Raw genomic sequence first — 26,966 nt, forward strand, 5'->3', positions numbered from 1 at the left:
GGGTATGATATACTATATGGAAATTACTTCTTTCTCGCGAAGACTAGTTTCTCGAATAAAAGAATCCAGCGAAAGCTGACCATACTCTATCTGATTTATAGATTTGTTATCTAATTCATCAATTACCGCTGAAGCTACTGCTTGAGCTAGGAGACAAGGAACGGCGTTTCCGATCTGGCGATAAATTGCAGATTTACTTCCCTTAAACACATAATCTTCAGGGAATGTTTGGATTAGAGCTGCTTCTTTTATGGTAAGTCTCCTTAATCTTGATGGTGCTTGAGCAAACTCTGGAACTTTACCAGCTAGTAAACTTTGGTGATAATTAACCACCCAATTATCATTAGCTGTCCTGTAGAGTAAAGCCTCATCAACTATAGGAGTTTTATTTCCTCCCATTGAAGCTGGGAGGGTGTTTGAAATACCGTCGATGTCCAGAGGTCGTCCCATTCCATTAAATATCATACCTGCATACGGAGACTTTCTCATAACTGGATTTGCTGCAAGGGTAATTCGTGCTTCACAAGTATGTGGGTTACTTGGAGAACCCGCCGGACCAAGGTGAGATATAGTCTCCCTTATGGTTCTAGGCTGTATTTTCTGCAACTGTAATCTTCTTAACAATAGCTCTTGATCCAGATATTTATTTAACAATCCAATAAAAAAGACACGTTCTCTTTTTTGGGGGACTCCATAGTCCGCAGAATTAAGTAAGAAAGGATAGCAACTATAGCCTAACTCATCTGCAATTTGAAACATTCTTGTTCTAACCGATTTCCATTTTTCAAGTTTGGCCAGCGCACTGACGTTTTCAAGAACAAATGCTTTTGGTTTCACAATTTTTATAACATCAAGATAAGTCCATATGAGGGTGCTTCTCTCATCATTAGGGTCCATCTTTCCTGCCACTGAGAATCCTTGACAAGGTGGGCCACCGAAAACAATATCTATTCCTTTGAGATTTTCTAGCTCGTTAAAGGTGTCACGCACATCACCTCTATACAAAAAAGATTCAGGATGATTGGCCTCATAAGTATTGCAGGCGTCTTTATCCAGCTCGTTTGACCAAACAATATTTACTCCTGCATTCTTGAATCCAACATCCATACCGCCAGCACCTGAGAACAAAGATAGTCCAGTATATTTACGCAAGTTATCAACTCCAATCATTTTTTTATTTTACTATAAGTCGCGGTTTTAGTCAGTATAGCAAACATATGTTCTGATTTGAAGAATTCTTTTTACACAAGATTCGGGGGTAAAGACATATGAGCGAAGTAAGAGTGGATAAAAGCCAAGCATACGAAATATTAGTGCAAGCAACGCAAAAAGCAGGGACTAAAGAATACAATTGGCAGTCCAAATTTTCAAATGAAATACAGACTGTTCTCTTCGGTACTCATCTGACGTTTCGATACATATTAGTGACAGCTCTCTTAGCAAAGGCAACTAATCCACAAGTTAATGCACTATGCTTGCAAGCCGGTTCTCAATTACAAGGTGCATATGATGCGAGGAGTCTTTGTCATGGCTTATTAGTACCATTTGAACGTAAATATTTTGACGGGGGTCTGGGAAGTTCAAACGAACCTTTTCTCAACAAGCCAGCCCGTGCTCCTGAATTGAGTCCTACTAACCCGGTGCGTCGGGGTAATGATCAGATGTTGTTAAATTTACTTTGCACATTTTTACCGAAAATTAGCTCGCAGCAGGAAGCCTTCGATGCCCTTTCTGATTCTATCCGATGTTGTCTGATAAATTTTCTTAAGAAAAAGAAGGAGAACTCGGTACAAGTTGCAAAAGTTCCTTCTCTCTATGAGATGGATTACTTCCTTGAAGATCTCCTTGAGCAGGCCTGCAGTGGGGAAAGCTTGGTACTGGCTATTGGCGTTCTTATGAAGCTTTACTGTGCTGCATTGGCGGGTAAGACAAAAGTAGAGATACATGTCGTAAATCAGTCAGGAGCTTCTTCCAAAGAAGTAAGTGATATCGATGTTTATTTGAACGGACAATTGTTATATGCCGTTGAAGCAAAAGATAAAATATTTACACAAGATGACGTAAATCACGCAGTACGAAAAGTAGTTGAGTCTGGATTCGATAGGTTAATGTTTGTTACAGGTCCAAGAGCAACACTACAGGGTTCGACTGAAGACGAACTCATAAAAAGTGCAGCAAAAAGAGGAGTTTACTTAACCTTCATATCTCATAAGGAATATATAAAATTGTTCCTTGCACAGATTCTTCCAACTAGTACTGATCAATTTTTCGTTACTTTAATGTCAATAGCACGAGAAGCAAGAATGAAAGATGATACTGTTAAGTATTTACAAAAACTCGCCCAAAAACATGGATTCATTGAGTGATTTTGCAGCCTCGGATTAGTCTTTGCTAAACCGGGGCTTCTATTTCAGTTGGTGTCGAGAATATCAGAAAGCGACTTTCCGGAGTCAACATATCCACGGTCAATAGCTTCCCATAGATATAGTGATACAACACTCTGAAACGGTGACCATGCATGATCAACTTGTTGAAGGTAATTTGACTTAGGATGCTCTGGAAGATTATACAGCCATTTAGCAGCTCGTTGAAGCCCTGCGTCCGCATAAGACATAACGTTCGTTCGACCTAAAGCAAATATCAAAAACATTTCGGCTGTCCATTTTCCTATTCCTTTTACTTCAGTCAATCTTTTAATGACTTCTTCGTTATCCCAGTCACGAATGCTACTAAAATCAAGCTGCTCTGTTAATACCTTCTCCGCTAAGTCTTTAAGATACATTATTTTTGCATGCGATACTCCCGCGGCTCTTAGTTGATCGTGCGATAGGGATATAATGCTAGAAGCTGTAACTTTATCACTACATAAACATTGAACACGATTGCGAATAGTGGCCGCAGCTTTTGATGATAACTGCTGGCCAATAATAGACATTGCTAATGACTCGAAATAGTCCACATCTGATTTATGTTCTACGTCTCCTATCAGATGAATTAAATCTTTAAGTATTGGATCAGATTCACAAAGTAGTCTAACACTTTCAGCGCTTAAACATATATTGTTTTGCATTTCATTTTTACCTTTCTACAATCTGATTGAAATTAAGTCGCCATGTTGCAGTTGTCTTGGAGTTGACAGATGTGGCATTTGGGGTTACTGCCACATACATTAGCATAATCTGTAGCGCAGAAAACCCACATCAGATTATCAATATAAGTAAGACTAACATTTGCTTCTTTTGAAATAGTACTTAATATTCTATATGTGTCTATTTCTGATGGATAACCGGGATATAGGTTCAAACGGTTTTTACTAATAATGCGTCGTAAATGCAAGTCCGGTTTTATAGCCTGAATACCAACATTTCTTAAGTACTCCAGTGCCAAGGCAAAACCAATTTGTTTAAGCTTATACTTTTTCCCTTTCGCTAGTTCCCAAGCAATGTCAATTGGTGAATCACTGATAACATACTTGTCAAGACTGCCATAATCCAACTCGATTTGCTCGAATACTGAAAGATTGAAGTCCAAACTAGCCAACTGCTTATCAATCGCTCGGTTGCCACATTTGATACCTTTAAGTTGCTCAGCCAAGAGCCTTTTGTCTGCTTGCTTGAGTTTTTCAACCTGAAAATTCAAAAATATTTCGGTTATCTTTGTCATATTCTGCATGATAGGCTTCCAAGGTCTTTGGTTACTTAATAGAGCAAGAATCATACCCTTAACGTGCTCATTAATATCAAATGTGTCGCCGCGGGATCTTTTTTCAAACCGCTCAATCTGCCCCAGATCATCGACAGTTTGTTTTAAGTCGTAACCAATATGGTGTAGTGTTATCTCCATTCTGGTTACAATTTCCGCTAAGTTCATATTGAAGAGCCTTTCTGTAGATAGATAATTTTAACTTACAGTATGAATGCTTCTCCAGAGATTTTTTACTTTTAGAGAAGTACTCGAGTTCCTTACGTATTCATGAAGCTCGTCATAAAAAAACAGTTTACTGTTCGTTGGCATTTTTAACAATTGAAGAAGTATCCATTCAAAAATATCGACAAAATAGTAAATGGTATCTTGAAAAACAAATTTTCCAAGAACCCCGTTTAAATCGGTAGTTATTATACCTTCGGGGACATCGCTTTTTCTGCAGACAACGATTACCTCATTAATATGAGTTGAGTGAGTCTCATTGTAAACCTTTAGTGCCTCGTATGATTCACTAATGCGTTGCTGATTGAATGGCTTCACTGTAACTTCGTATACTTTTAGAATCCCGCCCTCCAAGGTTTCTTCATTCACATCACCTGGTTTTTTGCTAGTAGTACTTGTTGTGGATGCCCTGTCTTCAAAACCAGTAACTATAATTCCAGTCCCTAATGTTTCATGATATGAGTGTAGCAATAGCCCGAATATACGTTGTGGGGTGTTTCCTGCATCTGGCGTTTCTTGAATGAGCCTGCTACAAAGCATAAATAAGAACTCCGGGTCCGATTGAGGCTCAAGTTCGACATTCAAAGCTTCCGTTTTCTTCGCCTCATCGATAAATTTGGTCATGAGACAAACAGCAAAATTCTCCAGATCATCTCTTGAAACAGTTTCTATCCACTGAACGAGACGAACTACGGCTGCTGCAACGTGAGCAGGCCTTCTTTGGCCTGCCCATTCGTCATTTATACCAACGGTAGCCTTAGCAACATTCAAAGGGCCAGATTTTCTGCGTGGAATATTCAGTTCTAGTAATACATGTCGAATTGGATGTTCAAACAGTGGCCGAGGGTGACACTCATAAAATGCTTCTGATGCCTTAAAATTACTATCAAGAAGTCGTGCCACAACAACAACGAGTGTTATCTCTCTGAATCCCCAATATGAGGTTGAAAATAGCAGATCAAGATCATTTGAAAAAGCGGGGTCATTCTTGAAATGTTTATTTTGAGCTTTGACAACTATATCTCCAAGTAATTCAGTGACTCGAATAAACCTTTCCTCTTTTTTATTTCGTTTTCTCATCCAGACTAGATCCCTTCTAAATATGATCTAATCTTATTTCGACATTTTATATCCAGAACCTTTATATTCCCACTAAACTTTCATAATCAAGAGGAGTGCCAAGAAATATAAACTGGGCCGAGGAACGATGACAATTTCATTCCTCGGCCCATTTCTATAATGTGTGGATTTTTTGCTATAAAGCATTAAACAATCTTTTCACAGTAATAAAAGCTTGCTGGCGTGTGTAGCCAGCAATCGGACTAAACCTATTACTTCCGGTGCTGCCCATAACCGCACTCCGATTTGTTTTATCCTTGATAGAGGTTACCGCCGAGACAGACTCCATCGCCCAGTTCGCTATATCATTGTTATCAGCAAAACTCGGTGAACTGTTTTCAGGACTGATGCCTAATATGTTGGCGGTTCTCATCAACATAACAGCGGCTTCTTGGCGAGTGATGTCCCCTTCCGGATCGAATACCCCGTTTCCTTTTCCACCTACGATACCGAGAGAGTAAGCAGTCAGAATGTCAGGATCACTTGTGTCACTGAAAGCTGATGAATCAATCTTTTTGTTTTTCTCGGCTAATAAAGAATCAACAGTTTTGCCAGTTTTGACCTCCAAGAGATGGACAACCAACTTGCTGAAGTCGGCTCGGGAAATGTTGCTGATATAGCCAAACTTCATCTCGTCGGGAATAAGGTTAAGCGAAAACGCCTTTTCAACTTCTGGCTTCGCCCAATCGGATGGGATGTCCGTAGGATTGGACAGAATACCCCACATACCGTTCTGCTTAACAGTTACTCCTTCTGGAGAAGCAAATGCTTCTGTGAAATACTCATCATTGGCGGTTGGAAATACCCGATTGCCTTGTGAATCTATAAAGAAAAATCTATGCTCTGGCTCGCCCGTAGGGGAGTATTCTGGCTTTTTGGCAACGAAGGCGTATTCTTCCGAAATATACTTGGGAAAATAAAAGACTTCAGCTTGACCTGTGTGGATATCGATTAACTCGAATTTTTCAATCGTAACGGGATGCCACACTTTATTATCGGAGTATTCAGAAAGACTCACATACTTGTCTGGTTTGATAAGCACATTACCGTTAGCATCCGTGACTCCAACATTATAACTTTTATACTTCGAGTCAGCCAGCTTCTTGATAAAGATCATACCGTTCTGATACGGTTCATACTTTACCGTGCCGTCACTAAAGTCATAAGAGGATTTGACATAGTCAATTGAGTCATACTGCACAGGAATAATTAGCTTCCCAGATTTATCTATTAATCCGCTGAGGTAGCGCTTGGTTTGCGCATCATACTTTGTAACTACAGCGCGGCCGTTGATAAACGGAGAAACGTCTGAAAAAACACCCAAGTCTTTTCCTAAGACGTCTTTGCCTGTTTTATCAATTAAAGTGAAAGTCCCTGACTGAGTTGTTCGATCCCAATTCTCAGATACCGCAATAATTCCTTCGGAGAAATAGGTGCCGACCCTCCGATATTTGGGAGGGATCACAGTCTTGCCGGTTTTATCAATGAATCCTAATCTCCAGTAGTCGTCTTGATTGCTTTCTTCCCGGAGTTGCGCCAGTCCGTCATGAAAAGGGGCATCAATCAGTCGGTCTTTCAGAGCTGAGTATGGGATAACTACTTGGCCGTTCATATTTACAAAATTGTTTTTCCCGTTTATCCGAACTTCAAATAATCCGTCACCATATTGAATATCGTCATATGTATCTTCATTTAGGATGAACGATCTGCGTACTTTATCGTAAACTCCTTGGCTATAATCCGTACTAACTGTTACCCGAACAATTTTGCTTGTGATATCTTTCTTTTCAACATACTTAAATGGAAGAACATTGTTGCCCTTTTTGTCGATATACCCCCAATTCCCGTTTTTCTTTACCCAAGCAAGTCCATTTGAAAACGATTCTACATCGTCATATATGCAGGGAATGATCAGATTACCGTTCTTGTCCACGAACCCCCACTTATTATCCTCATTGCGAACGGCACCAAGACCTTCAGCAAAAGCCTTTGCATAAGTAAATTTTAAGGGGACTATTTCGCGCCCGAGTTTACTTACATAGCCGAACTTTCCGCCCTTAATTTCCCCTGTATTCAATAGCACTCCACCAATATTTGCAACGGCTAGCCCTTCTGATAAATCCCGAACATATGTGTATGATATTTGAGGTTTCAGCAACCAAACAAAAGGGGCGGTACTTGCCGGTGTTTGATTGTTTTCCTGTGCCATCGTGATGGGACTTGACAGCACTGTACACAGCAAAATAACTATCAATGTTAATCCAACTTTCGGGAAATGGAAACTACGCATCAAAAATACCTCCTAGAACTAAGCGATCAAAGTCTTTATATGGCATTAAACAGCCTTTTCATCGTAATAAACGCCTGCTGCTTCGTATAACTGGCCTTCGGACTGAAGTTATTGTTCCCCGTACTGCCCATCACCGGATTTTGGTTCGTTTTATCCTTAATAGAGGAGACTAGCGACACCGAATCTTTAGCCCAAATTGCAATTTCATCGTCGTCAGAATAAGTTCCGTTGTTGCCATCATCACCGATGCCTAGTATTTTGGCTGTTCTGGCCAGCATCACAGCGGCTTCTTGTCGGGTAATTTCACCATTGGGATCGAAAATGCCATTTCCTTTACCGCCAACAATTCCGAGAGAGTAGGCAGCAAGAATAGTGGGATCGTTGGTGTCTTTAAAAGCATTTGTGGCCAACACTCTGTTCTGATCCGAAAGCACTTCGGAAATGCTTTTCTGTTTCTTAACTTCTAGAAGATTAACGATTAATCTGCTAAAGTCTATACGGTTAATGTTACTGGTAAAATCATAATTGAACTGTTCAGGAACTAGATTCAGGGAATAAGCAACTTCAATTTCCTGTTTTGCCCAGTCTGAAGGGGTGTCCAAAGGATCATATATAAACCCCCATAAACCGTCTTTTTCTACGGCTGCGACCCCTTCACTGAATTTGTTAATATATTCGAATTGTGGCTTGATCACTTCATTACCAGAAAAATCTATAAGGCCTAACTTGCCGTTTTTTGCGACCAGTATCAAACCTTCTCTTCCAGTAGAAACAGCTTGAAATACCGGTTCATCAAATATGTCGTATTGGGGGCGGACAACTTCTTTTCCCGTTGAGTCTACAAACCCTTGTTTCCCATCTTTGATAACAGAAAGCAATTCATCCGTGACTACATTAATTTTATCGTAAATTGGTTCGGCTACTTCTTTTCCCGTCTTCTTGTCGATTAACCCGTATTTCTTGTTACTACGAGTAACATACAAATGCACTCCCATATAATCAACGTGATCATAATCTAGAGCTATTTCGTTGCCGCTCTGATCAATCAGACTGAACTTACCGTCTTTTTCTATGAGACTCGTAAAGTCTTTTTCTTTTGGTTTTGTGTTGTTATTCTTGGGGCTTGGATTGTTTTTGATAAAATCATCAACATCATACTGAGGTTTTACGACTTCTTTCCCGGCTTGATCAATGTACCCCCATTTTCCATCTAAACTTACTCCTGCAAAACCGCCAGAGAATTCTCTTGCAACATCGTATTGTGGCTTAACTACTTCCGTACCATTCTGGTCAATATAGCCATACTTTCCGTCTTTGAGTACTGGTGCCAAGCCGTCGGAGTAGAAACCAATCTCGCTGTACCTCGGAGCTACGATTTCCTTCCCTGTAGTATCGAAAAGGCCATATATACCATTCAACTTGACTTTAACCATGAACCTTTTGTTGTTACCGACTGAATTAGGATACACGTAGATATCGTCATTTTGTGGTTCAAGAATTTTTTTGCCGCTAAGATCAAGCAACCCATACTTTCCATTCAACTTGACTTTTACAAAACCGACTGTGTATATATTATCAGCGTGAGTAGAAGCGCCTTCAGTAACATATACCTCGACTGGTTCAATTTTTTCATATTGCGGTTTTACAATCTCCTCGCCAGTACGGCTAATTAATCCGTACATTCCTTTCTTTTTTACCTTTAATACCTCTTTTACATACTCTGCCCCTGGTTTTCCTATTCGTGCGACATCATCATAGTAAAAAGGTTTGACAACCACATTTCCTTCGTTATTCAAAACACCATGCACAGATTCAACAATCAAAAGACCATCCTTAAACGATGGGTAACCTGAGACAGAGGAACCCGGATATTTAAATTTCACTTTCCCTGATTTATCAATGTACTGAAAATCAACAAATGCTACTCCATCACTAAAGGCTAATGTAGCAGCATAAAACGAGCTGCCATCACGATTCTTCATATCTTCAAACATCGGTTTAATAGCGAAACGGGGTTCTCCTGTGATACTTTCGTTTCCCTGAGCCTGAACTGCCGAAGCAAACATTAGAATGCTCGAAGCGATCAGAGAACTCATTACTCCTCGTTTAATCATTTCTATTCCTCCATCATAGGTCTAGTGCATCAAAGGTCGGAAATTAGCTTTACTCGTTGATTTGGATGTGAATGATATAATGCAATAAGATGTTTTCGTCTGAAATCGTCTCTTCACCTCGCACACAGTATACGTCATGAGATAGAATAAAAACTTACATAAATTCCCTATTTGTTGAAAACTCTATCTGTTGTCGCAATTATAGCAGACTGATAATGGGCATAAAAGGAGAAAGTTCCCTTTGAGTAACCAGCCCATTATCATAAAGAAGATTATTGGAAAAACCATAAAAGCCATCCGGATGAAGAAAGGAATAAGCCAAGAAGATCTGGCTTTTTCTTGTGATGTTGACCGATCATACATTTCTTTAATTGAAGTCGGGAAAAACGAACCATCAGTCAGCAAAATTTTTGAAATATGCGAAGGGCTTAAGATCAAACCTTCCGACCTAATACGAATGGTCGAAATCGAATATGAGAAGCAGAACCCAGAAAAGGGGAAAGAATGACCAACCTCTCCCTTCAAAAATCCGTCAAAAGATATCTGACGGATTTTTTGCATTTCGAGACTAAGAGTAGTGGAATGAAGAATAATTTTCCACGGACTTTAAGTGACATTAAGACCTAAACCTCCAGATCTACTATGCCGATATTTTTGATATAGATTTGTCGTTGTCGGGAGGTCACTGATTTGCTAGATATACGCCATCATTTTGGTATACGGGTACGCGAACTGCGGTTGCGTAGCGGAATGTCGCAAGAAACACTGGCTCATCGAGCCGGACTTGATCGAACATATATTACGGATGTTGAGCGCGGCACTCGGAATATCAGTCTGGTAAATATCGAAAAGATCGCCGCGGCGCTTACAGTGTCGATTGAATATCTATTCGCTGGGGAGAGATTCTCGGCAACCCCCACATATCAACAAAAAGACTTTACGGAGCCGATTCAGGATCGGTTTAAGTACCATCTTGACCCTGAAACACGTGTACTTGCCTTCACCGTAAAAGGTCTTCTGACCCCACAAGATGTGGCATACATGGATAGAACACTGATTGGGATTTGTGCTGGCTTTGGCAGAGGGGAGATAAGCCTACTGGTAGACCATAGACTTATGCTTGCTGCAGATGGGGAACCGGCTGTGTACTCGCCGGAAGTTACAGAGAAAGCGATCGAGTTCCAGAAGAATTTATTGATCTACTCGAAAAAAGTTGCCGTCTTGTGTAATTCTCAATTTATGGTTCAAAACCTCAATCACGTCACGTCCATTAGTGGAATATATAACCAGTCGTATCAACTATTCGGCAAAGATCGCTTTATGGTTCAGGAAGCATACGAGATTCTTGGCATAACCGGCAATGAACTCGTTAGAGAGAAAGGGTAAAGCCGCCACGCGAAGCGAAGCGGCTTCTCTATACCTCTGATTCCCGGACAAAAAGCGGGGAGGGGAATCCCTGCTGCGGATTACCTTTATGAAAAAATTACGATCAAGATGTAAGAACCGATGGAACACTCACTGTAACAGAAGGAAAGTGCGTGATTTGCTCTATCCTTCGAATGTCAGCTAACGAAACGGTCATTGATTTGAAGGTGCTTTCCAAACTGCTTAAAGTGAGTGGGGTAGGAGTTAGGGAAAATTACTTTAAAGTTACGTTGGCTCAGCGGAGCCAAAAGTATTTCCACTTTCATCTAACTCTTCTCTGCACCCTTTAAGGATATGAGATATATCAGCATCACACTCATTCTCGAGGCATTTCTCGATGTATTTTTGGATCTGTTCCAGTCCTGCTGCCTCATGTCGAGCTTGATTAAACAACCGTGTTCTATTACTCGAATCTTCAACTGGATCACACAGATTTGCTAAGCGGCACAGTATGCCGATCTCAAAAATACTTGGCAGCTTTAATGAGTTTGCCGAGAATCTAGAAGTATTATACTCATCATATGTGCTTTGGCATACTTCTTTTTCCCACGGCCAATCCTGTCCAATATACAGATAAGTCACCATATTCTCTATACAGGGCATTTCTGTAAGTCTGGTATTATCACTAATAAATTTCTGATGATTCACCGGTCTATGCTCTTCCCTGACCGATATTGTATATAGGAAAAACATACAGTACATTGATACTTTTTCCATCCTCTTTGCATTCGGTAAAAGTACAATATACTTCTCTAGCAACTCCTTTAAATCTGTTAATGGCTCATTTTGGGATAAAACCCCAGCTAACTGTGATAAAAAGCCGGAAAACTTACCAGTTGCGTGAGACGTAAGGAAGCTCTCATGTTTCCACACCCAATATTGAGGTGCAAGTTCCACGCTAACTACACCAGGCAATTCACTTCTCCAATTTATATTCTCGGTAGTAACAGTTTCTCTAGACCAGATAAAATTCTTCACTACATGTCTAAAAACTCTAATTAAACCCGAAAACGTTAAGTAAGGCTCACCTTGCCAATTGTAGACATCTCCAGCGGCTATCGTATGTATCTTTAACTGCTTCAAAATTGTTCTTAGCTCATGAACGTAGCCAGATCTCAGAATATACGCATTTCGAAGGGCTCTTTTTAATTCTGACTTCTTAAGCGCAGCTGTCACACCGAATGACTCTTCTTCAAAAAAGGAATCAGAGAGATTTCTGCATACGAAGTCAATAAAATTTTGCTGCAATTTCAAATGTGCGGATTTAACCAATATATCCTTTATCCCTTGAGCCTTCTCACCATCTATTGTCTCGAAATGAGCCTCTAACTCTTTCTTCAAACGTTGGTCGTAATCTAGCCAAGAAGGGGTATAATCGTTATACTTTTTACTCAATGCCTCTAGCGAATAGATGATCATTGAATAAGCCAAATCAATGTTATAATTTACAGCCTCAAGCGCATCTAAATAATTTGTTAAACACGCGATGACGTTATTATAGTCTTCTCGTTTCAAACCAATTACGTGCTTTACAAATGAGATTAAATTGTCTACTTCTACAGCGGTACCATTAATTTCTCTTTTGAAAAATTTAGGAACAAACTGTGCCGGAACGGTATCGTCACCTATACCCACAGATTTTTCTCTACAATTCATTTGTACTGTTACTTTGTCATGATCGAAGTATGCATTCAAACCAAAAGAACACAGTAACCTGAATTGCTGCACAATCTCAGAGTCACCAGTTCTGACTAAAGAAAACCCATTTCCTTCATCACTTTCAAGTTTATTTACATAACTAATAACGTATCCTTTGACATCTCCATGAAGATCAGCAGGCTCTAAAGAGGCGATGTCAGTTTCTATTGAGTTGAACCAACTAAAGTTGGAATAGAGGATTCCACGACCTTTATTCTCATGAATATGCCTATCTCCGTAAAATTTTCCAGAGATTATTTGTAGCATTGTCCCACCAACTATCATTATTTTTTATCATGATCTGACTCCGTGCCTTTTGAACAGTCCTTCGAAGAATTCCTTAACGATTCTTGCTCCTACTTCTTCATCCAGCAGTTCATACCCACCGAAACGATATACTTCATAGCCATTCAGTTTTAACTCTCTGTCCGCATGCACCATTTCAGCATACTTTTGAGGGCTAGAAATATCACCATCAGAGTAATGCTGCTTTCCGTCTATTTCAAGGACTATCCGCTGCTTATTTGAAAATACCAAAAGGAAGTCCATTCGCTGTCTAGGTAAGAACGCCTTTCCTGATCGTTGTTTTATCGTGTATGGGTCATAGTGTAAGTAAACCTGCGGTACCAGAGCAGGAAAATTCTTTTCAAACAATCCCTTAAAGTACTTGAAGTAACTTCTGAATAATAACTGTTCCGGCGGGGAGGCCAAGGACTTATATAGGCGCCAATAGAGTGATTTTTCAGTATCCCTATCAGGCTCCGTAGTACCATTCCTATCTGCCCACCATGTAACTAAGTCTGTCCAGTACAAGCCAGTATTCGGAATAGGTCGGTCATAGATTAAGCAATTTTCCTCATGCTTAACGATTTTTATATCGTTATTGATAGAGTCACTGATCACTATTTCCGGCTTCTGGCCCACTGCGGCGAATATCAGGTTCTTCACATTACCTTTTACCCCATCGAGAACTTTATCTATTTTATAAACCGGGAATCCCGAAATATTGTCAGCCAACGTTAGTTTATAGCCATCATGTACTAAATGTTTATTGATAAACTCAATATACTCATCCTGCTCGGCCTGTTGTCGCACTAATGGATGTACTACTTGTTCCAAAAATTTTATAAATACTTCATCAGTTGCGGTCAATAACTCCAAGTACTTCTCGAATAAGTAAACATCGTCCCAGTCAGAGTTATTGATCATATGTTGCCATATATCGCCTGATGCTGTTTTGAACCGGGAATCCAAGGAAGGCATGGTGTCCAAATCCCATATCCTGTTCAAGAGCTCAATCAAATCGTACTTGCCTGAAATGTTATTTCTAGCATATAGTTCATCCATGATATTTCGTCTAGTTATCTCGCTGATTGTAAATAGTCCTGTTGGACTGACACGATGAACTAGTTTAGCCAATGAATTGGCTACTGAACCATAGTCGTTAATAACCCGCTTAGCCAAGTCCAGTAAGAATAATTGGTCTTTTCCTTTAAGCCTTTTTTGGACATAGACACGCCTACTCTTAAAAGCCTCGGACTCGTCTCCGCTATCTAAACCATATCTGATGCAAACGGTTGGCAGGTCATATGCTTTTTCCTCTGTCAGAACCAGAGTGATCGCGTCAATAAGTTCATTGATACTCGCCATTGAATACCCCCTCCCGACATGCAGTTTGACTGCTGAGCATTAAACTAAGAAAATAAACAAATGATTTGGTTACTAGCAGATAGTCACCAATGTCGACAAACAAACTGCCAAAATTCTTTACACCGAAACAAGTTATTTAGGATTCCCCTCTAACTGAATCTTCCTAACTTCCAATTCGCGCTTACGTTCAGCGAGTATCTGCTCGACCGTTGCATCCTTTTGGACGAGAGAGAACCCTTTTTGCTGTTTACGTTTTCTAGTCGCACTGATATCGAAAAGTTTGAACTGCTGCCGTTGCTCTGGATAGATGACATAGGCGACATGCTCTGCTGTCGGAGCAAGTCCCATCCGGCTTAAGCGACTCTGTGTGAATAAATGGTCTGGAACCTCTTCTGGCAAATAGTGCTTCAAACTATCACTCATTATCTTTATCTCCCTTACTAAATCTTTTTCTTATGTCATTTTCAAGCTGCCGCGAGAATGATCGACCCCAAAGATAGCGATCCTTATCGCGAAGTGAAAGACCTTCTGAAGCGGCTAACTCAACCTGTTGCTTATAGGCAAGGAATCCAGTCCATATGTTCTCGAAGTTAACCATATTTTTCAGGTTGTGAAAATCTTGAAGTTCATCACAAACTCTTACATCATAGACCGTAAAGTAATCTGGATATAAGGCAGTCAAAATAGCTGTCGCCATAGGAAGTTGGAAACCCCAGTCATTTAGCAAATAATGCAACCGCTCTTTGTGTTCGGACGCTGTGATAATACCTTTTGAAAGAGCCTTAACTGCATCATCAAGGGTGTCAAATTTATTAATCTTCAGTAACCTTTGTGCGATTTTAGTCTTTGCACGGTTGGCCTTCCAAATAATTATACAGAAGAAGTCATACGCGTTTAGGAACCCCTGATCAGCAAAACGGCGGCGTACTGTCTCGAATATATACGTTTCTTGGTCATACTGCGATAAATAGTCCATTATTTATCTGTTCCTTGATTATCGTAGTGCATAAATAAAGTACCGCCAATATCGGAGACGAAAGCTATTTTGCTGCCGATCAATTTTCTCTTATTCAATAAATAGGCATGACTTCGTCAAAATAAGGTTGTTTCTTTCCTGATGAATATGTTCTAAAAACGAGAAGGGCATTCTCAACCTTGCAAGTTGTTTTTGCTATACGGATCAATTCAGCAATTCTTTCCTGGCTCGGAACATTCATAATCCCGATGGCGTTGAGGGGACGTACTTCGCGATAACAAAACAACTTGTCCAGTGTCTCCTCATCCTTCTTGGTATAGTTCTCCCGTTCCAGATGTAATATCAGGTCGTGCCAATACTCACCATCGTATTCGCCCCACCAAGATAAATCCATTGCTCTACAGGTACCGCCGGCTGTGTCCTCCGTGTAGGGAAGATACCCCAACATCGAACCGAGTCTTGAAAAATACTCAATCTCCGTCATGGTGAATGAATGCTTTCCATGATGAACGGAGAGATTGAAAGTATGGTAGTTTCTGACGTAACCGTCGAAAATTTTCATAAGGTCTAACTTCATCTCAAACATTGCACCTCATTACTTTGTAAATACGATATACACTTTATCCAAGTTCAGCTTGGTACTGTCATCGTAAATCTCAACTTTGCCTTTCAGGTCAGCCTCGATATTTTTTATCAGGTGCTGTGCGGCTTTTAACGTATAATCACCAAAATCATAGATAACGAGAAACTTGTAAGCCGTACTGGAATTAACCGATTTAGCCTTGGACTTACCGTCAAGTAACCCCCGAATGTCCTTAACAATGCCATTTCTCTGTGCCGAACCGAACTTATAACCGTTGTTGATTGGCTTATTACATTTGATTTCAGCAATGATGTTAACTTCGCCAGTAACGACAAGATCATACCCATTGTCACTTGGTTTCGTACCTAATACCTGATCCAAGTAAACTTGAAAATTTTCCTTCACATATGGGAAACGCTCGCTTGCCCATTCGATAAAACGGACTGTCGTCTTAAATGTAATAATGTTGTGTATGTCCTTCAAAGTCGTCTTTATTTCTTCAAAATCTTCCGCTGACAGCCGCGAGTAATAGTCCTCATTTACCCCTGTAACTTTGCTGGTGATAAACTGATTGAATTTCTCCTTAAGTTCGGCTTCTCTATCATATGAAAAGTTCATAGAACCTCCTGATGGACTTGGTAACATTATCCTTTAATAATACTCCACTAGGCCGAAAGGCTCAACACGATCAAATGTACGTCAAAAACGAAAAGGATTCGACTCTGAAAAAAGAGATCGAATCCAATCTTATAGCTTGCTATGAAGTTCTAGTCGCTGCCTGTTCTGCGTGATCCAACACCCCTGAAATGCGTCAGCAAAGGGTTCTACTCGCTCAAATCGATTTCGATCCTCGATACCGTCAACGATAACCAAGGTTCCAGATTCTTTAAGCGGCTTCAACAGCTTGGCTATCCCATGCATTGTGTCGTCGTCCGCGCAGGACTGGATTACTTCCCAAGCCAACTTAATAAACTTCGGTCGAAGATCGATCAAGATTGGCAATGAAAAATAGCATTGTATAAAACCCGAAAGGACAATTTGAACCCCATTTCCTGATGACCGTTCTGACTGATGCTGAATCCTTGCATAAGATTGCAATTGAGAAAATTCAACTTGGAGAATGATTTCACTCTTCGAATCCGCCAACAGGTTAAGGCAATGAGAGGTTGCTGTCGACTGACTGTTTAGAATAAGCGGAACCGATTCCTTGTGAGTCTTACTGGCAATATACCGATCTAAAGCATGTTCTGATATCTGCTCCTGATTGGTTGTGTCAAACTGCATAATAACTTCATAAGCAACAAGCTGAAAATCTCGATTAACAACCGGCGCAACCCCCACCTGAACACCAAACTCGCTCCGTTTATGTTTTTCAATAATATGCATTGTCGGAACCCTCACTTAGAAACAACAACTTGTAATGCGCGGCGCATTGACTGACCACGATAAGCGCCGCGCTTCTTTATGCTCCGAGCAGAATTTTAGGTTTAGATATCCAATACCCCTGGAAAGCATCAACAACGGATTGCAAACTCTCGTATTGTGCTTCCGACTCGATACCTTCGGCTATGATCTGAATGCCCATGTCGCGGAACGGCTGTACAATCCTTTTTACTACTTCTCTGGAACGCATATCTGAACAGGATTGGATAACTTCCTTGGCGAGCTTTATGAATCCGGGATTCAGCCGCATGATAAATGGGAAGGAAAGAAAACCACAACCGAAATCGTCTATGGCAAAGCTAACTCCACTGGCCGACAACCATTCGACATTTTTCAACAACAGTTGTTCTTCATTCACCAGCGCATGCTCGTTGAGTTCTATGACCAACCCATGCCGCTTCGGGAGCGAGAGCGGCTGCAGGAACGGATTGCTAGAGTATGGGTGTGAATTAAGAAAAAGTGGTGCCGCACCCGTGTACTTTTCCAGCGCTAACTGCTTGCATAACGTGTCCATCGCCACGATCCGATCCAGCCGCTGTAAGGACGGAGAGAGGAAATCAGCTAATACCCGATTCGCATCTGTACCCCGGATAAAGGACTCGTAGCCAACAATCGATAGCTGGCGGTCAACAATTGGTTGGTACACTGGATACAACTGCAAAGTGGAGAAAGGTTTATTCGGCTCCATTGGGAACCTCGATATTTCGAGATGCCAACTGCTCCGAAACCCAAACCCCCATGAACGCATCGGCAACCGGCTTCATAAGTTCAAAGTCCTCTTCGGAAAGGATATCGCATGCGATGATACGGATGCCCATATCTTTGAGCGGCTTAAAAAAATACTCTAAAAAGTTGTTCAACCCCCATGTATCCTTCGCAAATTCTAAAAGCATATCATTGCGGGGAAAACGACGATCAGGCGTTATCTTAATAAACTCCGGGTGAGTGCTAATTGAAAATGGCCATGATATGACCCCATTCGAACTTTCCGACAAAGCATAAGAAATCTCCTCGCCAGCGTAAAGTTCGAAGACACGATCAAGATATTTTTTATCCATCCATTCTTTCAACAGAAGAACGATTTGAACCCCTTCAGGTCTTGGAAATGAATCCGGAAGTGGATCAACACAGTCGGCTTTAAGAATTAACGGAACCGATCCCCGGTAGTTCTCAAGAGCAAGTTTTTGAATGAAATAGTCCGGGTGAGCGAAAAGCTTGCTCAGGTCGATGCCGTCGAGACTGAAATCGGCCTTTTCCTTTTCCAACTCCATTAGCTCAATACCAGCCTCATAAGCAATAATATTGAATTGCTCGTCCACCACAGGAATAAACTTTCCGCCGATAACGTTCATTGAATACCACTCCGTTTCATTTGATTTGAGTAACCAAATTCATTAGAATTCCACTCGTTCTATGACCGCACCCATCTCCTGCATTGAAGGTTCAATGTAACGCCTAGTCGTTTGAATATTGGCGTGGCCAAGTAGGGATGCGACCGTTTCGATCTGGCCGCTTTCTCGGGCAACCCCTTTCGCATACGTATGACGGAGCTGATGTACCGTAAAATCGATCTTCGTTAGCTCCGATAACTTTTCGATCATGTGCTGAATTGCCCGAGTTGTCATACGGTCACTCCGCTGTGAGTAAAAAAGATACGGCGTTTTCCTTTCATGAAAAAATAGCCAACGTTCGAGGGTGTTCTTCGTCTTTTGCTTGAACGGAACATGCCGATACTTTCCGCCTTTGCCGCTTCTGACGACAATCAGGCCGGATGGCAGGATCACATCAGTTAACGTTAGATTGGCGGCTTCATCGACACGTAAGCCGCAGTTAACTAATACGGAAACGACCGCTTTGTAGAGTGCCTTTCGTTTGTCGCTGGTACGCTTTAGCAACTCGATTTCATGGAGTATTTTTGAGACTTGATCTTGACTTAGCCATCTGGTTTGATTTTGATTGGCAACCGGGATCAGCTTGATCGCGCTGATCGGATCGGAGCGGAACTGTACCCCGAGGGTTCCTGCGAATACCAATAAAGTCTTTAAGGCAATCAAATTTTGGTTTATCGTCGCTGGAGCAAATTGTCGCTGCGTCCGTACATCAATTCTTGATTGAAGAAACGCCTTGAAGTCCCGGACAACAGTCTGTGTCACATCCTCGATCTCCGTAACCTCACCCCATGAAGCCGCCAACCAATTCAGGAACCGCCTGTAGCACATCTGATAACCTTTAAGCGTATTTGCAGATTTTCCATCGGCTTCCATTCTCTTTAAGCATAGAGCGGCGACCACATCGATTTTCAAAAATAATACCCCCTTGTCAATCGTTATACGACGAGTTGTAAACGTGCATTGTACGAGCAGTTGCAAAAAAATTTGAACCATAACCATCAGCCCGATGGCCAAACTCGTCATATAATGACTATTGTGCGACGAGTTAGAAGGGAGGGGATTCCGTGCATAGTGAACCTCATGTCGACCAGAATAAAACCCCCTGACCACGGAAAGAAGGAAACCTGTTCTTTTGAGCCGACTTCGGTTGACTGTGATGAGACTGTTAGTACGGATGCGGATCGTTGGATAACGTGAACCCGTGTAGGAGGAAGGGAGTTCACATCTGGTGAGCGATACCGCATCCATGACATACGTACATTGGCTTCGTAATACACTGCCGAAAAGAAACCGTACATGCGGCTTCCGGGAAAGCTATTTTTACGATTTACAAAAAGAAAGACAGTACAGAACTCGAAGGACGAGTCTGTACTGTCATTTTTCTTACAATTAAATGGAATCCTCGGTTGCTAACCATAGCTATAAGGAATGGGCCGGTTCAGTTCCTTCTATGTAAATACAAACGCACCGAAATAGAACGGGGGATCTATCGAGAGGAAAACTGTACTTTTAACCCCATAAGATGGGGAAGTTCATGGACACCTGACCGGGAGATGATCTATGCGACCGGACAGGGAAAAGAGTACCAATGAGAGCGGACACCACGATTTCGCTGTGTAACGGCTTGTAAGCGATCAAGCCCCAGAGCCGAAGCCGCGAATACCAATAAATCGATTTGTGAGCCACGTAGAGTCGATTTTTAAGAGTTACAAAAATTCGGAGACACCGAGCTCAGGAAAAAGTTCCTCGCTGTCAATTTCCTTATGCGATGTTCTTAATGTGCCGATTCACCAATCGAAGACGAATGATCCTCTTTAAGCCTCTCCAAATAAGTAACCACAAGCTGAGTAATGCTGATAAGCAACTCCGCTTCATATTGATCAAGAGGAACCGAAGTGAGATTGCCATTATCCTTCATCTTAGAGTTCCGATGATGACCAACCTTGTTTAGATATGTAGAAACCCCAGTAATAAGCTTGATGATTCCTTCCTTTTTCTGAGGTGTGATATCACCTAATAGTTCATCCCATACTTTCTCACTGTACGGCCCGCCCCGATCTCGACCATAATCTGTATAGGACTCAAGAGTCGAAAGACATTGCCGCAAGGCATCATATGTCTTGCCCCTTTGCAAATGTTCCCGTGCATCGTCGAGCAATTCATAAGCTCGTAACCAACATGTATCATTAAGTAGCGATGAGGGAAGGGTCATACCATGCTTTGTGGAATACCCGAAGCTACGGATGAATTGAAGCCAGTCGGTCTCTGCAATCCTGATTTGCTGACTGCCGGATACTGGAATGATCTTAATTCCGTTCTCCCTTACTTCAACAAGTGCCTTAACTTCAATCGTGAAGTAAACATCGCCAGATCGAACCCCTTCAAGGGCAGAGATATCGTTGGAGTCGAATACCCAATCCCAAACCCTATGGCCAGTGCCTTGATTGAACACTAGAAGATTTGACTGAATCTCGCCAATCGCCTTTTTCAAGAATACCGAATTCGATTTGGCCTGTACTTGAATTCCCAAAACGTTTTGAAGCCTATGGTGTTGATCTGTTAATGCAAGATCACATATCTGAATACCATCGGCAATTCTTAGGTCGAACTCAAGCTTTAAGTACGTATGGTTACTCAAGTGATTGACATGCAGGGAAGAGTCATATAAGTTGATCGAATACATATCTTAGAAACCCCTTTCGATTGGGCACAGTATATTGATTAGAGCATAAAGCTTTGTGTTTTAATACCTTGATCTTAATCTTTGAACAGACTCAATAAGCTCATCGACTACACTATTACTTAGGAATACTTGAAAAGCCATCTTACTATTTACGGAACCAAAAGAAACTAAAACCCCATCCTGCCTTACTTCGAATTTATAGTCAGTAGCAACGGATGGTATCGATAATTCTTCTTGCTCCTTAATCTTTTCAAGTTGTTCAGGGTATCTTTCATAATGCTCTCTTAGAGCATCCCTGTGATCGAATTCAATTGATTCTTCATCAAGAATTAGTTCAACTCGTCCTGGGATAAATTCGCCGCGCATCCAAGCGTCAATAATCGTTTGATGAAACGAAATATTTTGATAGTGCTTGGTATATGGAATTTTGTTCTCGTTAACTAACTTGCGTAGCATGTATCTTGAAATACCGAGATATTCTGAAGCCTCTTTTGAATTCATGTGACCGTTATACCATTTTTTCGCCTCTTCCTCTCCCCAAATTACATAGCCAATCATTTCAATTCCCTCCGCTGAGCCTTACTAAATTCCCGATCAAGTTCATCAAGAGCGAGGATTAATGCATGGTAGCGCCGTTGAGCATACAATCTGCGTTTTTCTAAGTCCTCGGGCCGATCTTTATAAAAAACGCTCTTTGTTGCACTCTCATCGAATACTTCATCCAAATGCTTTTTGATATCAGCCTCTTGGATCTCAAGTACCGTCTGAATAAAGCGAATGGTCTCACCAGTTAAGTGAAGTTCGTATCTTGTCCCTGCTAATGCATCGTCAGAGTCGTTCTTTTCAGATGGAAGGGGAGTGAATAATGGCCCTCTCGGGGTAACACTCGCGGCGCCCATCCATTCACGTAATACATCTTCGTGGAAGATAATTCTACTGCCAACCTTTATATGCGGAATTTGATTCATTCTGGCCATCTCATAAATCTTTCCGTTAGAAATGCCCAATATTTCCGATACTTCCTTGACATTGAGCGTGACCTTTCTTTTTGTCAATTCGTTTCCCTCCTAAAACCTTTCGGATTTATATTTTTTCGCTAACTCTGTCTTTACTCCTTCAAATAAAGAAAGCTATAAGCGCGATGAAAAAATCAAATTTCAAAAAGTAAAGCAGTACAAAACTCAATGGACGAGTCTTGTACTGCTAAATTCATTACACACTGCCCTCAATTATGCTAATTACATGTTGAGCAAACTCATACGACAGTCGGATTTTGTCCGCTCCAAATTGTAAAGCACCGAGGGTTCTTCCTCCGACATAAGTAATGGGCAACTTGGAATCAAAAGAAGCCTGAGTACTCGAGATCGTGTTGTCAAATTTGTACCAAGCTTGACTATACTTCGGACATAGATTCCTGGCTTTTACCTCCCAAGGCCACCTGTAATCATCATTCCAAATGTACGGTTCGCTTATCACCTCGAAATACCCCAGCAGCTTTGTCGAACCGACACCATAGCAAAGTAGAATATCTCCGACCCGTACAGAATTCGGACGTCTCTTCGAAAAGTGCATGGCTTCAATATCGCTTGATAATACCCTGGAAGGCTCGAATGGTTCATCTGAGAAGCCGACCGGCTTTATGAAATAGCGAACATCTGATTTAGTTTCGACAACCTTGTGCTTGATAAAGCTATTTATCTCTAGATTGATCTTGGGTGGTGTCGGTTCTCCCGAGTTCTTTGTGTAGCTGTCAATCTTCACTATTATATTGTGGAGTTCCTCATTCGTCAGGGCGTGACTGCTGACTTTACTGATATCGGCAATGATTTGCTTTAACGCTGCCGATTCATCTATCTGAACGCCCCACTCGTGATTGTGGCTTAACCCCCGATCCGTGAAGTTCGCCGATGTAATGATACCCCTGATCGGGCTGCCGTCTTTACTGGCAATATAGATTTTACCGTGAAGCTTGTTATCGACGTGTACTCTATACGCGATTGCGCGGGTTAGACAATTTACTGAGAATGAGTAAAGGGAGTTCGCCTTTTTGAATAAGTCGGGATCATTGTCCTTAAGGGTTGTGACTAATACGATGCGCTTGATTCCAGAAGGGGCGACAATCTCATCGAAGAAAACGTCGAATGACTCCATTAGGAAAGGGCTAATGATGTACAGTTCGTCTGCGTTCTGAACTAAACTCTTTATTTCGTTAAAATGACTGGAGTCAATATTGTTTAGGATTCTCATTTTGAAACTCTCCCTTTACATCAACCGGACTCAGTAAGTATCTGCTGGTTACATTGGCAAATATCTTCGAATCCGTTGCACCATAATACTGATCGCCAACAACGATAAACAGAACCCCTGATCCATACATTAGCGAAAGAAGCGCAACATCAAGAAGTAGCGACCAAGCTATCCAGAACGGATCTCCATGTGCAACTAAACCAATGAACATTCAGCACACCTTCCATACCTCTGAATCTACTTTAACAAAATATGACTCATTCCTGCTTGTTGAACGCAAATTGCAACATATTTCGAGATACTCGAATAAATTTTACACCACCGAGGGATTTTCCTCAAATTTCCTCTAGTAGTATTCTAGCGGTACTCCAATGGGGAAGGAGACGGAAGGGCAGTACTGCCACCAGATACGGAACTGTTCGTAAGTAACCCTTTAGGAGCGGGGAACCACGTTAACTTTCTGGTCGAAACACCAGATGCAATAACCTCGATGCCTAGTTCGCAGAGATGTTCCAGAACTCTCGAATAGGCAGTTACAATCTCGGCATGATTCTGCTGATGTGAGAACTGCCGCGATAAAATGATGAACCTTGGATTTGCTGTTTGTATTAACAACGGTAACGCTTGAAGCCCTTGTCCAATTTTCCGTATCGGAATCTCCTTTGATGAGATTCGTCTAGTCGGTTCATAGTAGTATAAAGTTACCCAGACTGATTGATAAAAGACGGTAATTTCATAAAAAAATGGCCGCGGCGCAGATGCAGAACCCCTGTGATGCCACTCGCTGGTGCTAAGAATCAAAGGAACATTGCCGGAGTAGGACTCAATGGCAAGGCGTTTGTAGTACATATCTAATTGATTCTGGACTTCGTTGAGTCTGGATGTGGGGAAGTGCTTGATAAGGGTTGAATCTTCGAGAGTTAAAGTTGCTTCGTTAGCAATAATATCGCTGTGCCGGTTGATAACTGGCGAAAAAGTCAGGTCAATGCCGAGCTCGGTGAAGTTATATGTGTGCATGGCAGAACCCCCATATCCTATGAAAAGCTGGACAGGATGCGGAACGCTGATTGCCGGATCAAGAACCCCGCAGGAGGAAGGACAGGATTCCTTGGACGGTCAACGATTACCGCATCCATGTTAAGGGTACTTCAAGTTGAAATTAGACTATCAAAAAGAAAGTCTATATGGCTAACGAATATCGAAATATTGCGAGCAAGAAATAGAAAGCCAGTATAAAACTCGATTTACGAGTTTCGTACTAGCTTTTTCGTGCTTTGATCCAAATTAATCTGCTCCACGGGAAGACGATTAACTCAACTATTGTTTTCCGAAAGTTATCGTGACCGATGCCACTCGCAAACCGCTCCTTCAATGCTCATCCATCGGAATATACTCCAATAACGATATGGCACGTAAGCTTGCCACAAAATTCTCGTTCATATTCACAATAAACCGATCTACTGATAAATCGATATGTACTAGTTTCATTACCTTTGTCAGGTCAGAAAAATTGATACTAAGCGTTTCAATAGGGTTATCAAGTATGAATCCTGTAATGGTTTTCTCTTCGGAATCGATTTTGATAAAGAAAATATGATAGCAATCTCGCAGTTTCTCGGCAACTTTAAGTTCATTATGTGTGATGTAAAATTTGTTATTGTTATTCGATGTCGTCTTCACTTCATAAGCGTGAAGCAAATTGTTGCGTTTAACTGCAATATCGTAACCCATCTTGGCATTACTCCACACTGGCTCTACATTTCCGGGAAATGATCTCTGTAAATAAGAAAGTGCAATCAGTTCACCGAAACGACCTGTCTTAGCTGATAGCTTCACCCAATCCGGTATCGGGTCATCTTCATCCGCAATGTCTTTATGTATGTTTTCTTGTTCTAGTTTACCTTGGCGCTCTCCAAGGTCTGTTTCGAATTGACCAATCTCTACTTCCAAAGAACCTTTCACCAGTACGTCGAGCACATACAACGGAAGTGCGGCTTCTAAGTCATATATCGTCACTTTACTCATGACGAATTCCTTTCTTCGCACAAACGCTTCTGCACACTATCCATTTTGTATTCAGTTCATCTGTCTCATACTGAATAAGTGCCCAATTATCAGGCGTATTCTCGTAAAGTCTGTGGCAGCTAGGGCATCGGAAGAAGTTGGTTTGCCGAGTCTTATCAATATCCATCCATCGAATAGGTCTGTCCATTAAGCCGACTTCTTCAAGCTTCTTGCCGATATCTTTAAGACGTTCTTGATATGAATATTTTTTAACCTCTTTTATAATACCGGGTTGCTTCATAATCATCCCATGAATACGTTCATTTACATATATCGGAACTACTCTGTTGTCTTTATCCTTTATGGAGAAGGAATGAGTTTGGAAGTCGTAGCTTTCTTCGTTACATTGAGCTAGTTCTTCCAATTCTAGCCCATATTGATACACAAGCTCAAAAGTAAGCAGGCGTTTAAAATCGTTCTTTAAGAAACTACGGATTAAGATGATTTCTTCTATGGTTAACGCCTTTGCTGCGCCTTCTTCGGAATCTTTCTTTAGTGCCTTGCTATCGACTAAATATTGGTTTAGCTCAGTTACCTCAAAGGGTGTAGACAACTTTTTCTCTGATAGAAATGTGTACAAGTTTATGATATGGTTAATCCTGGTATTTCCAGTAGATGCACGCTCCGTCTCAAAGAATGGACGAATTTCATCAATGCCCAGTAGGTTCACATCTTTATCTTCACATGCATGTAAAAAATTCAACGCCACGTTGCTCATTTGGTCGATGGAACCTTTTGAATAGCCCTTTTCGTGATTGATAAGCCATCGTTCGAATTCTAAGAACCATTTACGGTTATTTTCGGTTAGTTCACTCAGCCTTACATTCCTAGGAATCCTCTTTTTGCTCTTCGTATTCATAATCTACTGACCTTCCACTTTGGACTGGATTATTTTTGTCACTGGTCTAAACCGATAACAACAATTCTTCCGTTATCTTTATCAAGACGTATCTTTATAAATGATGTTTTAGGCTCGCCTGAAATCCTCTGTTCCCGTATACGATTAACAATGTCTAAATCTTTCTGGCTTTCAGTCGATGGAAGGTATAGTTTAGTTTTTGTGTCACTAAGTTCTTTTTCCCAGAACTCAGTAACCTCTGCCCCATCCAATTGCTCTTTCCCAATTACTTCAATTTTATCTGAATTGCCTTTTCTAAGCGCAAACCAATGCACGCCGAATTTAATATCCTTATATCTCTTATTAACAAGTGCAAGAAAGAATTCATTTGGGTCATCAAATCCTGTTGACCCTGGATAGAACAAAGCATACTCTTCACTTTCGACAAGATCTTTCTTAAAGTTGCCCATTGATGAAACATCACAATATATCGGAATCATTCGGCTTCCTCCTGAAGA

28 protein-coding genes are annotated in these 26,966 nt (G+C 41.2%); 3 read left to right on the forward strand and 25 right to left on the reverse strand.

The features are described 5' to 3' along the window. Positions 1–12: 12 nt before the first annotated feature. Complete coding sequence (locus PV407_RS04780) at positions 13–1,152, reverse strand: DNA cytosine methyltransferase (RefSeq protein WP_332088746.1); 1,140 nt, start codon at positions 1,150–1,152, stop codon at positions 13–15. 116 nt (positions 1,153–1,268) lie between these two features. Here PV407_RS04780 and PV407_RS04785 point away from each other — a divergent pair, with 116 nt between their 5' ends. Then, positions 1,269–2,366 carry a restriction endonuclease, SacI family gene (locus PV407_RS04785; RefSeq protein ID WP_332088747.1) on the forward strand — a complete coding sequence of 366 codons (1,098 nt, stop codon included), beginning with the start codon at positions 1,269–1,271 and terminating at the stop codon, positions 2,364–2,366. Between the two features lie 44 nt (positions 2,367–2,410). On the opposite strand, the gene PV407_RS04790 is transcribed toward PV407_RS04785, so the two are convergent. From PV407_RS04790 to PV407_RS04810, 5 genes are all read right to left on the reverse strand, one after another. After that, positions 2,411–3,070 carry a DNA-3-methyladenine glycosylase family protein gene (locus PV407_RS04790; RefSeq protein WP_332088748.1) on the reverse strand — a complete coding sequence of 220 codons (660 nt, stop codon included), beginning with the start codon at positions 3,068–3,070 and terminating at the stop codon, positions 2,411–2,413. 32 nt (positions 3,071–3,102) lie between these two features. Then, a complete protein-coding gene (locus tag PV407_RS04795; protein WP_332088749.1) occupies positions 3,103–3,870 on the reverse strand; it encodes a hypothetical protein in 768 nt (255 codons plus the stop codon). A gap of 30 nt (positions 3,871–3,900) precedes the next feature. Further along, complete coding sequence (locus PV407_RS04800; protein ID WP_332088750.1) at positions 3,901–5,007, reverse strand: hypothetical protein; 1,107 nt, start codon at positions 5,005–5,007, stop codon at positions 3,901–3,903. Between the two features lie 175 nt (positions 5,008–5,182). Continuing rightward, a complete protein-coding gene (locus PV407_RS04805) occupies positions 5,183–7,336 on the reverse strand; it encodes a WG repeat-containing protein (protein ID WP_332088751.1) in 2,154 nt (717 codons plus the stop codon). 35 nt (positions 7,337–7,371) lie between these two features. Next, positions 7,372–9,450 (reverse strand): WG repeat-containing protein, encoded by a 2,079-nt coding sequence (locus PV407_RS04810; RefSeq protein WP_332088752.1) that lies wholly within the window; start codon positions 9,448–9,450, stop codon positions 7,372–7,374. A 241-nt stretch (positions 9,451–9,691) separates the two neighbouring features. On the opposite strand from PV407_RS04810, the gene PV407_RS04815 reads away from it, so the two are divergent. Then, positions 9,692–9,958 (forward strand): helix-turn-helix domain-containing protein, encoded by a 267-nt coding sequence (locus PV407_RS04815; protein ID WP_332088753.1) that lies wholly within the window; start codon positions 9,692–9,694, stop codon positions 9,956–9,958. 182 nt (positions 9,959–10,140) lie between these two features. Next, a complete protein-coding gene (locus tag PV407_RS04820) occupies positions 10,141–10,836 on the forward strand; it encodes a helix-turn-helix domain-containing protein (protein ID WP_332088754.1) in 696 nt (231 codons plus the stop codon). A gap of 264 nt (positions 10,837–11,100) precedes the next feature. Here the strand turns inward: PV407_RS04820 and PV407_RS04825 are convergent, their stop codons facing one another. The 19 genes from PV407_RS04825 to PV407_RS04915 form a co-directional block, all read right to left on the reverse strand. Next, positions 11,101–12,840 (reverse strand): hypothetical protein, encoded by a 1,740-nt coding sequence (locus tag PV407_RS04825; RefSeq protein WP_332088755.1) that lies wholly within the window; start codon positions 12,838–12,840, stop codon positions 11,101–11,103. Positions 12,841–12,867: 27 nt separating this feature from the next. Further along, a complete protein-coding gene (locus tag PV407_RS04830) occupies positions 12,868–14,223 on the reverse strand; it encodes a hypothetical protein (protein ID WP_332088756.1) in 1,356 nt (451 codons plus the stop codon). A gap of 132 nt (positions 14,224–14,355) precedes the next feature. After that, the gene (locus PV407_RS04835) at positions 14,356–14,646 is read right to left on the reverse strand and encodes a hypothetical protein (RefSeq protein WP_332088757.1); all 291 of its coding nucleotides are present in this window, start codon (positions 14,644–14,646) and stop codon (positions 14,356–14,358) included. Beyond that, on the reverse strand, positions 14,639–15,199 hold the full coding sequence (locus PV407_RS04840; protein WP_332088758.1) for a hypothetical protein: 561 nt from the start codon (positions 15,197–15,199) through the stop codon (positions 14,639–14,641). Before PV407_RS04840 ends, PV407_RS04835 begins: the two co-directional genes overlap by 8 nt. Positions 15,200–15,293: 94 nt before the next feature. After that, entirely contained in the window at positions 15,294–15,761 is a 468-nt protein-coding gene (locus PV407_RS04845; RefSeq protein WP_332088759.1) for a hypothetical protein, read from the reverse strand. A gap of 33 nt (positions 15,762–15,794) precedes the next feature. Beyond that, a complete protein-coding gene (locus PV407_RS04850) occupies positions 15,795–16,400 on the reverse strand; it encodes a hypothetical protein (RefSeq protein WP_332088760.1) in 606 nt (201 codons plus the stop codon). A 129-nt stretch (positions 16,401–16,529) separates the two neighbouring features. Next, positions 16,530–17,168: an EAL domain-containing protein gene (locus tag PV407_RS04855; RefSeq protein WP_332088761.1), complete on the reverse strand. Its 639-nt coding sequence runs from the start codon at positions 17,166–17,168 to the stop codon at positions 16,530–16,532. A 76-nt stretch (positions 17,169–17,244) separates the two neighbouring features. Further along, positions 17,245–17,913, reverse strand: a complete 669-nt coding sequence (locus PV407_RS04860) for an EAL domain-containing protein (RefSeq protein ID WP_332088762.1) — start codon at positions 17,911–17,913, stop codon at positions 17,245–17,247. Then, a complete protein-coding gene (locus tag PV407_RS04865; protein WP_332088763.1) occupies positions 17,900–18,577 on the reverse strand; it encodes a hypothetical protein in 678 nt (225 codons plus the stop codon). Before PV407_RS04865 ends, PV407_RS04860 begins: the two co-directional genes overlap by 14 nt. A gap of 42 nt (positions 18,578–18,619) precedes the next feature. Beyond that, positions 18,620–19,528 (reverse strand): tyrosine-type recombinase/integrase, encoded by a 909-nt coding sequence (locus PV407_RS04870; RefSeq protein WP_332088764.1) that lies wholly within the window; start codon positions 19,526–19,528, stop codon positions 18,620–18,622. Between the two features lie 862 nt (positions 19,529–20,390). Next, on the reverse strand, positions 20,391–21,299 hold the full coding sequence (locus tag PV407_RS04875; RefSeq protein ID WP_332088765.1) for a hypothetical protein: 909 nt from the start codon (positions 21,297–21,299) through the stop codon (positions 20,391–20,393). Between the two features lie 60 nt (positions 21,300–21,359). Next, a complete protein-coding gene (locus PV407_RS04880; protein WP_332088766.1) occupies positions 21,360–21,857 on the reverse strand; it encodes a helix-turn-helix domain-containing protein in 498 nt (165 codons plus the stop codon). Then, positions 21,854–22,354 (reverse strand): helix-turn-helix domain-containing protein, encoded by a 501-nt coding sequence (locus tag PV407_RS04885; RefSeq protein WP_332088767.1) that lies wholly within the window; start codon positions 22,352–22,354, stop codon positions 21,854–21,856. The genes PV407_RS04880 and PV407_RS04885 overlap by 4 nt, the downstream gene beginning before the upstream one ends. A 157-nt stretch (positions 22,355–22,511) precedes the next feature. Next, positions 22,512–23,546: a restriction endonuclease PLD domain-containing protein gene (locus PV407_RS04890; RefSeq protein WP_332088768.1), complete on the reverse strand. Its 1,035-nt coding sequence runs from the start codon at positions 23,544–23,546 to the stop codon at positions 22,512–22,514. After that, positions 23,524–23,757, reverse strand: coding sequence for a hypothetical protein (locus tag PV407_RS04895; protein ID WP_332088769.1), 234 nt, complete (start codon positions 23,755–23,757; stop codon positions 23,524–23,526). Before PV407_RS04895 ends, PV407_RS04890 begins: the two co-directional genes overlap by 23 nt. A gap of 146 nt (positions 23,758–23,903) precedes the next feature. After that, positions 23,904–24,563, reverse strand: coding sequence for a hypothetical protein (locus PV407_RS04900; RefSeq protein ID WP_332088770.1), 660 nt, complete (start codon positions 24,561–24,563; stop codon positions 23,904–23,906). A 351-nt stretch (positions 24,564–24,914) separates the two neighbouring features. After that, positions 24,915–25,571, reverse strand: a complete 657-nt coding sequence (locus PV407_RS04905; protein WP_332088771.1) for a DUF3883 domain-containing protein — start codon at positions 25,569–25,571, stop codon at positions 24,915–24,917. Then, entirely contained in the window at positions 25,564–26,469 is a 906-nt protein-coding gene (locus PV407_RS04910) for a hypothetical protein (protein WP_332088772.1), read from the reverse strand. The genes PV407_RS04905 and PV407_RS04910 overlap by 8 nt, the downstream gene beginning before the upstream one ends. A gap of 38 nt (positions 26,470–26,507) precedes the next feature. Beyond that, complete coding sequence (locus PV407_RS04915) at positions 26,508–26,948, reverse strand: hypothetical protein (protein ID WP_332088773.1); 441 nt, start codon at positions 26,946–26,948, stop codon at positions 26,508–26,510. Positions 26,949–26,966: the final 18 nt, after the last annotated feature.

The sequence above is a fragment of the Paenibacillus sp. GYB003 genome (genome assembly GCF_036577625.1).
GTDB lineage: Bacteria > Bacillota > Bacilli > Paenibacillales > NBRC-103111 > Paenibacillus_AB.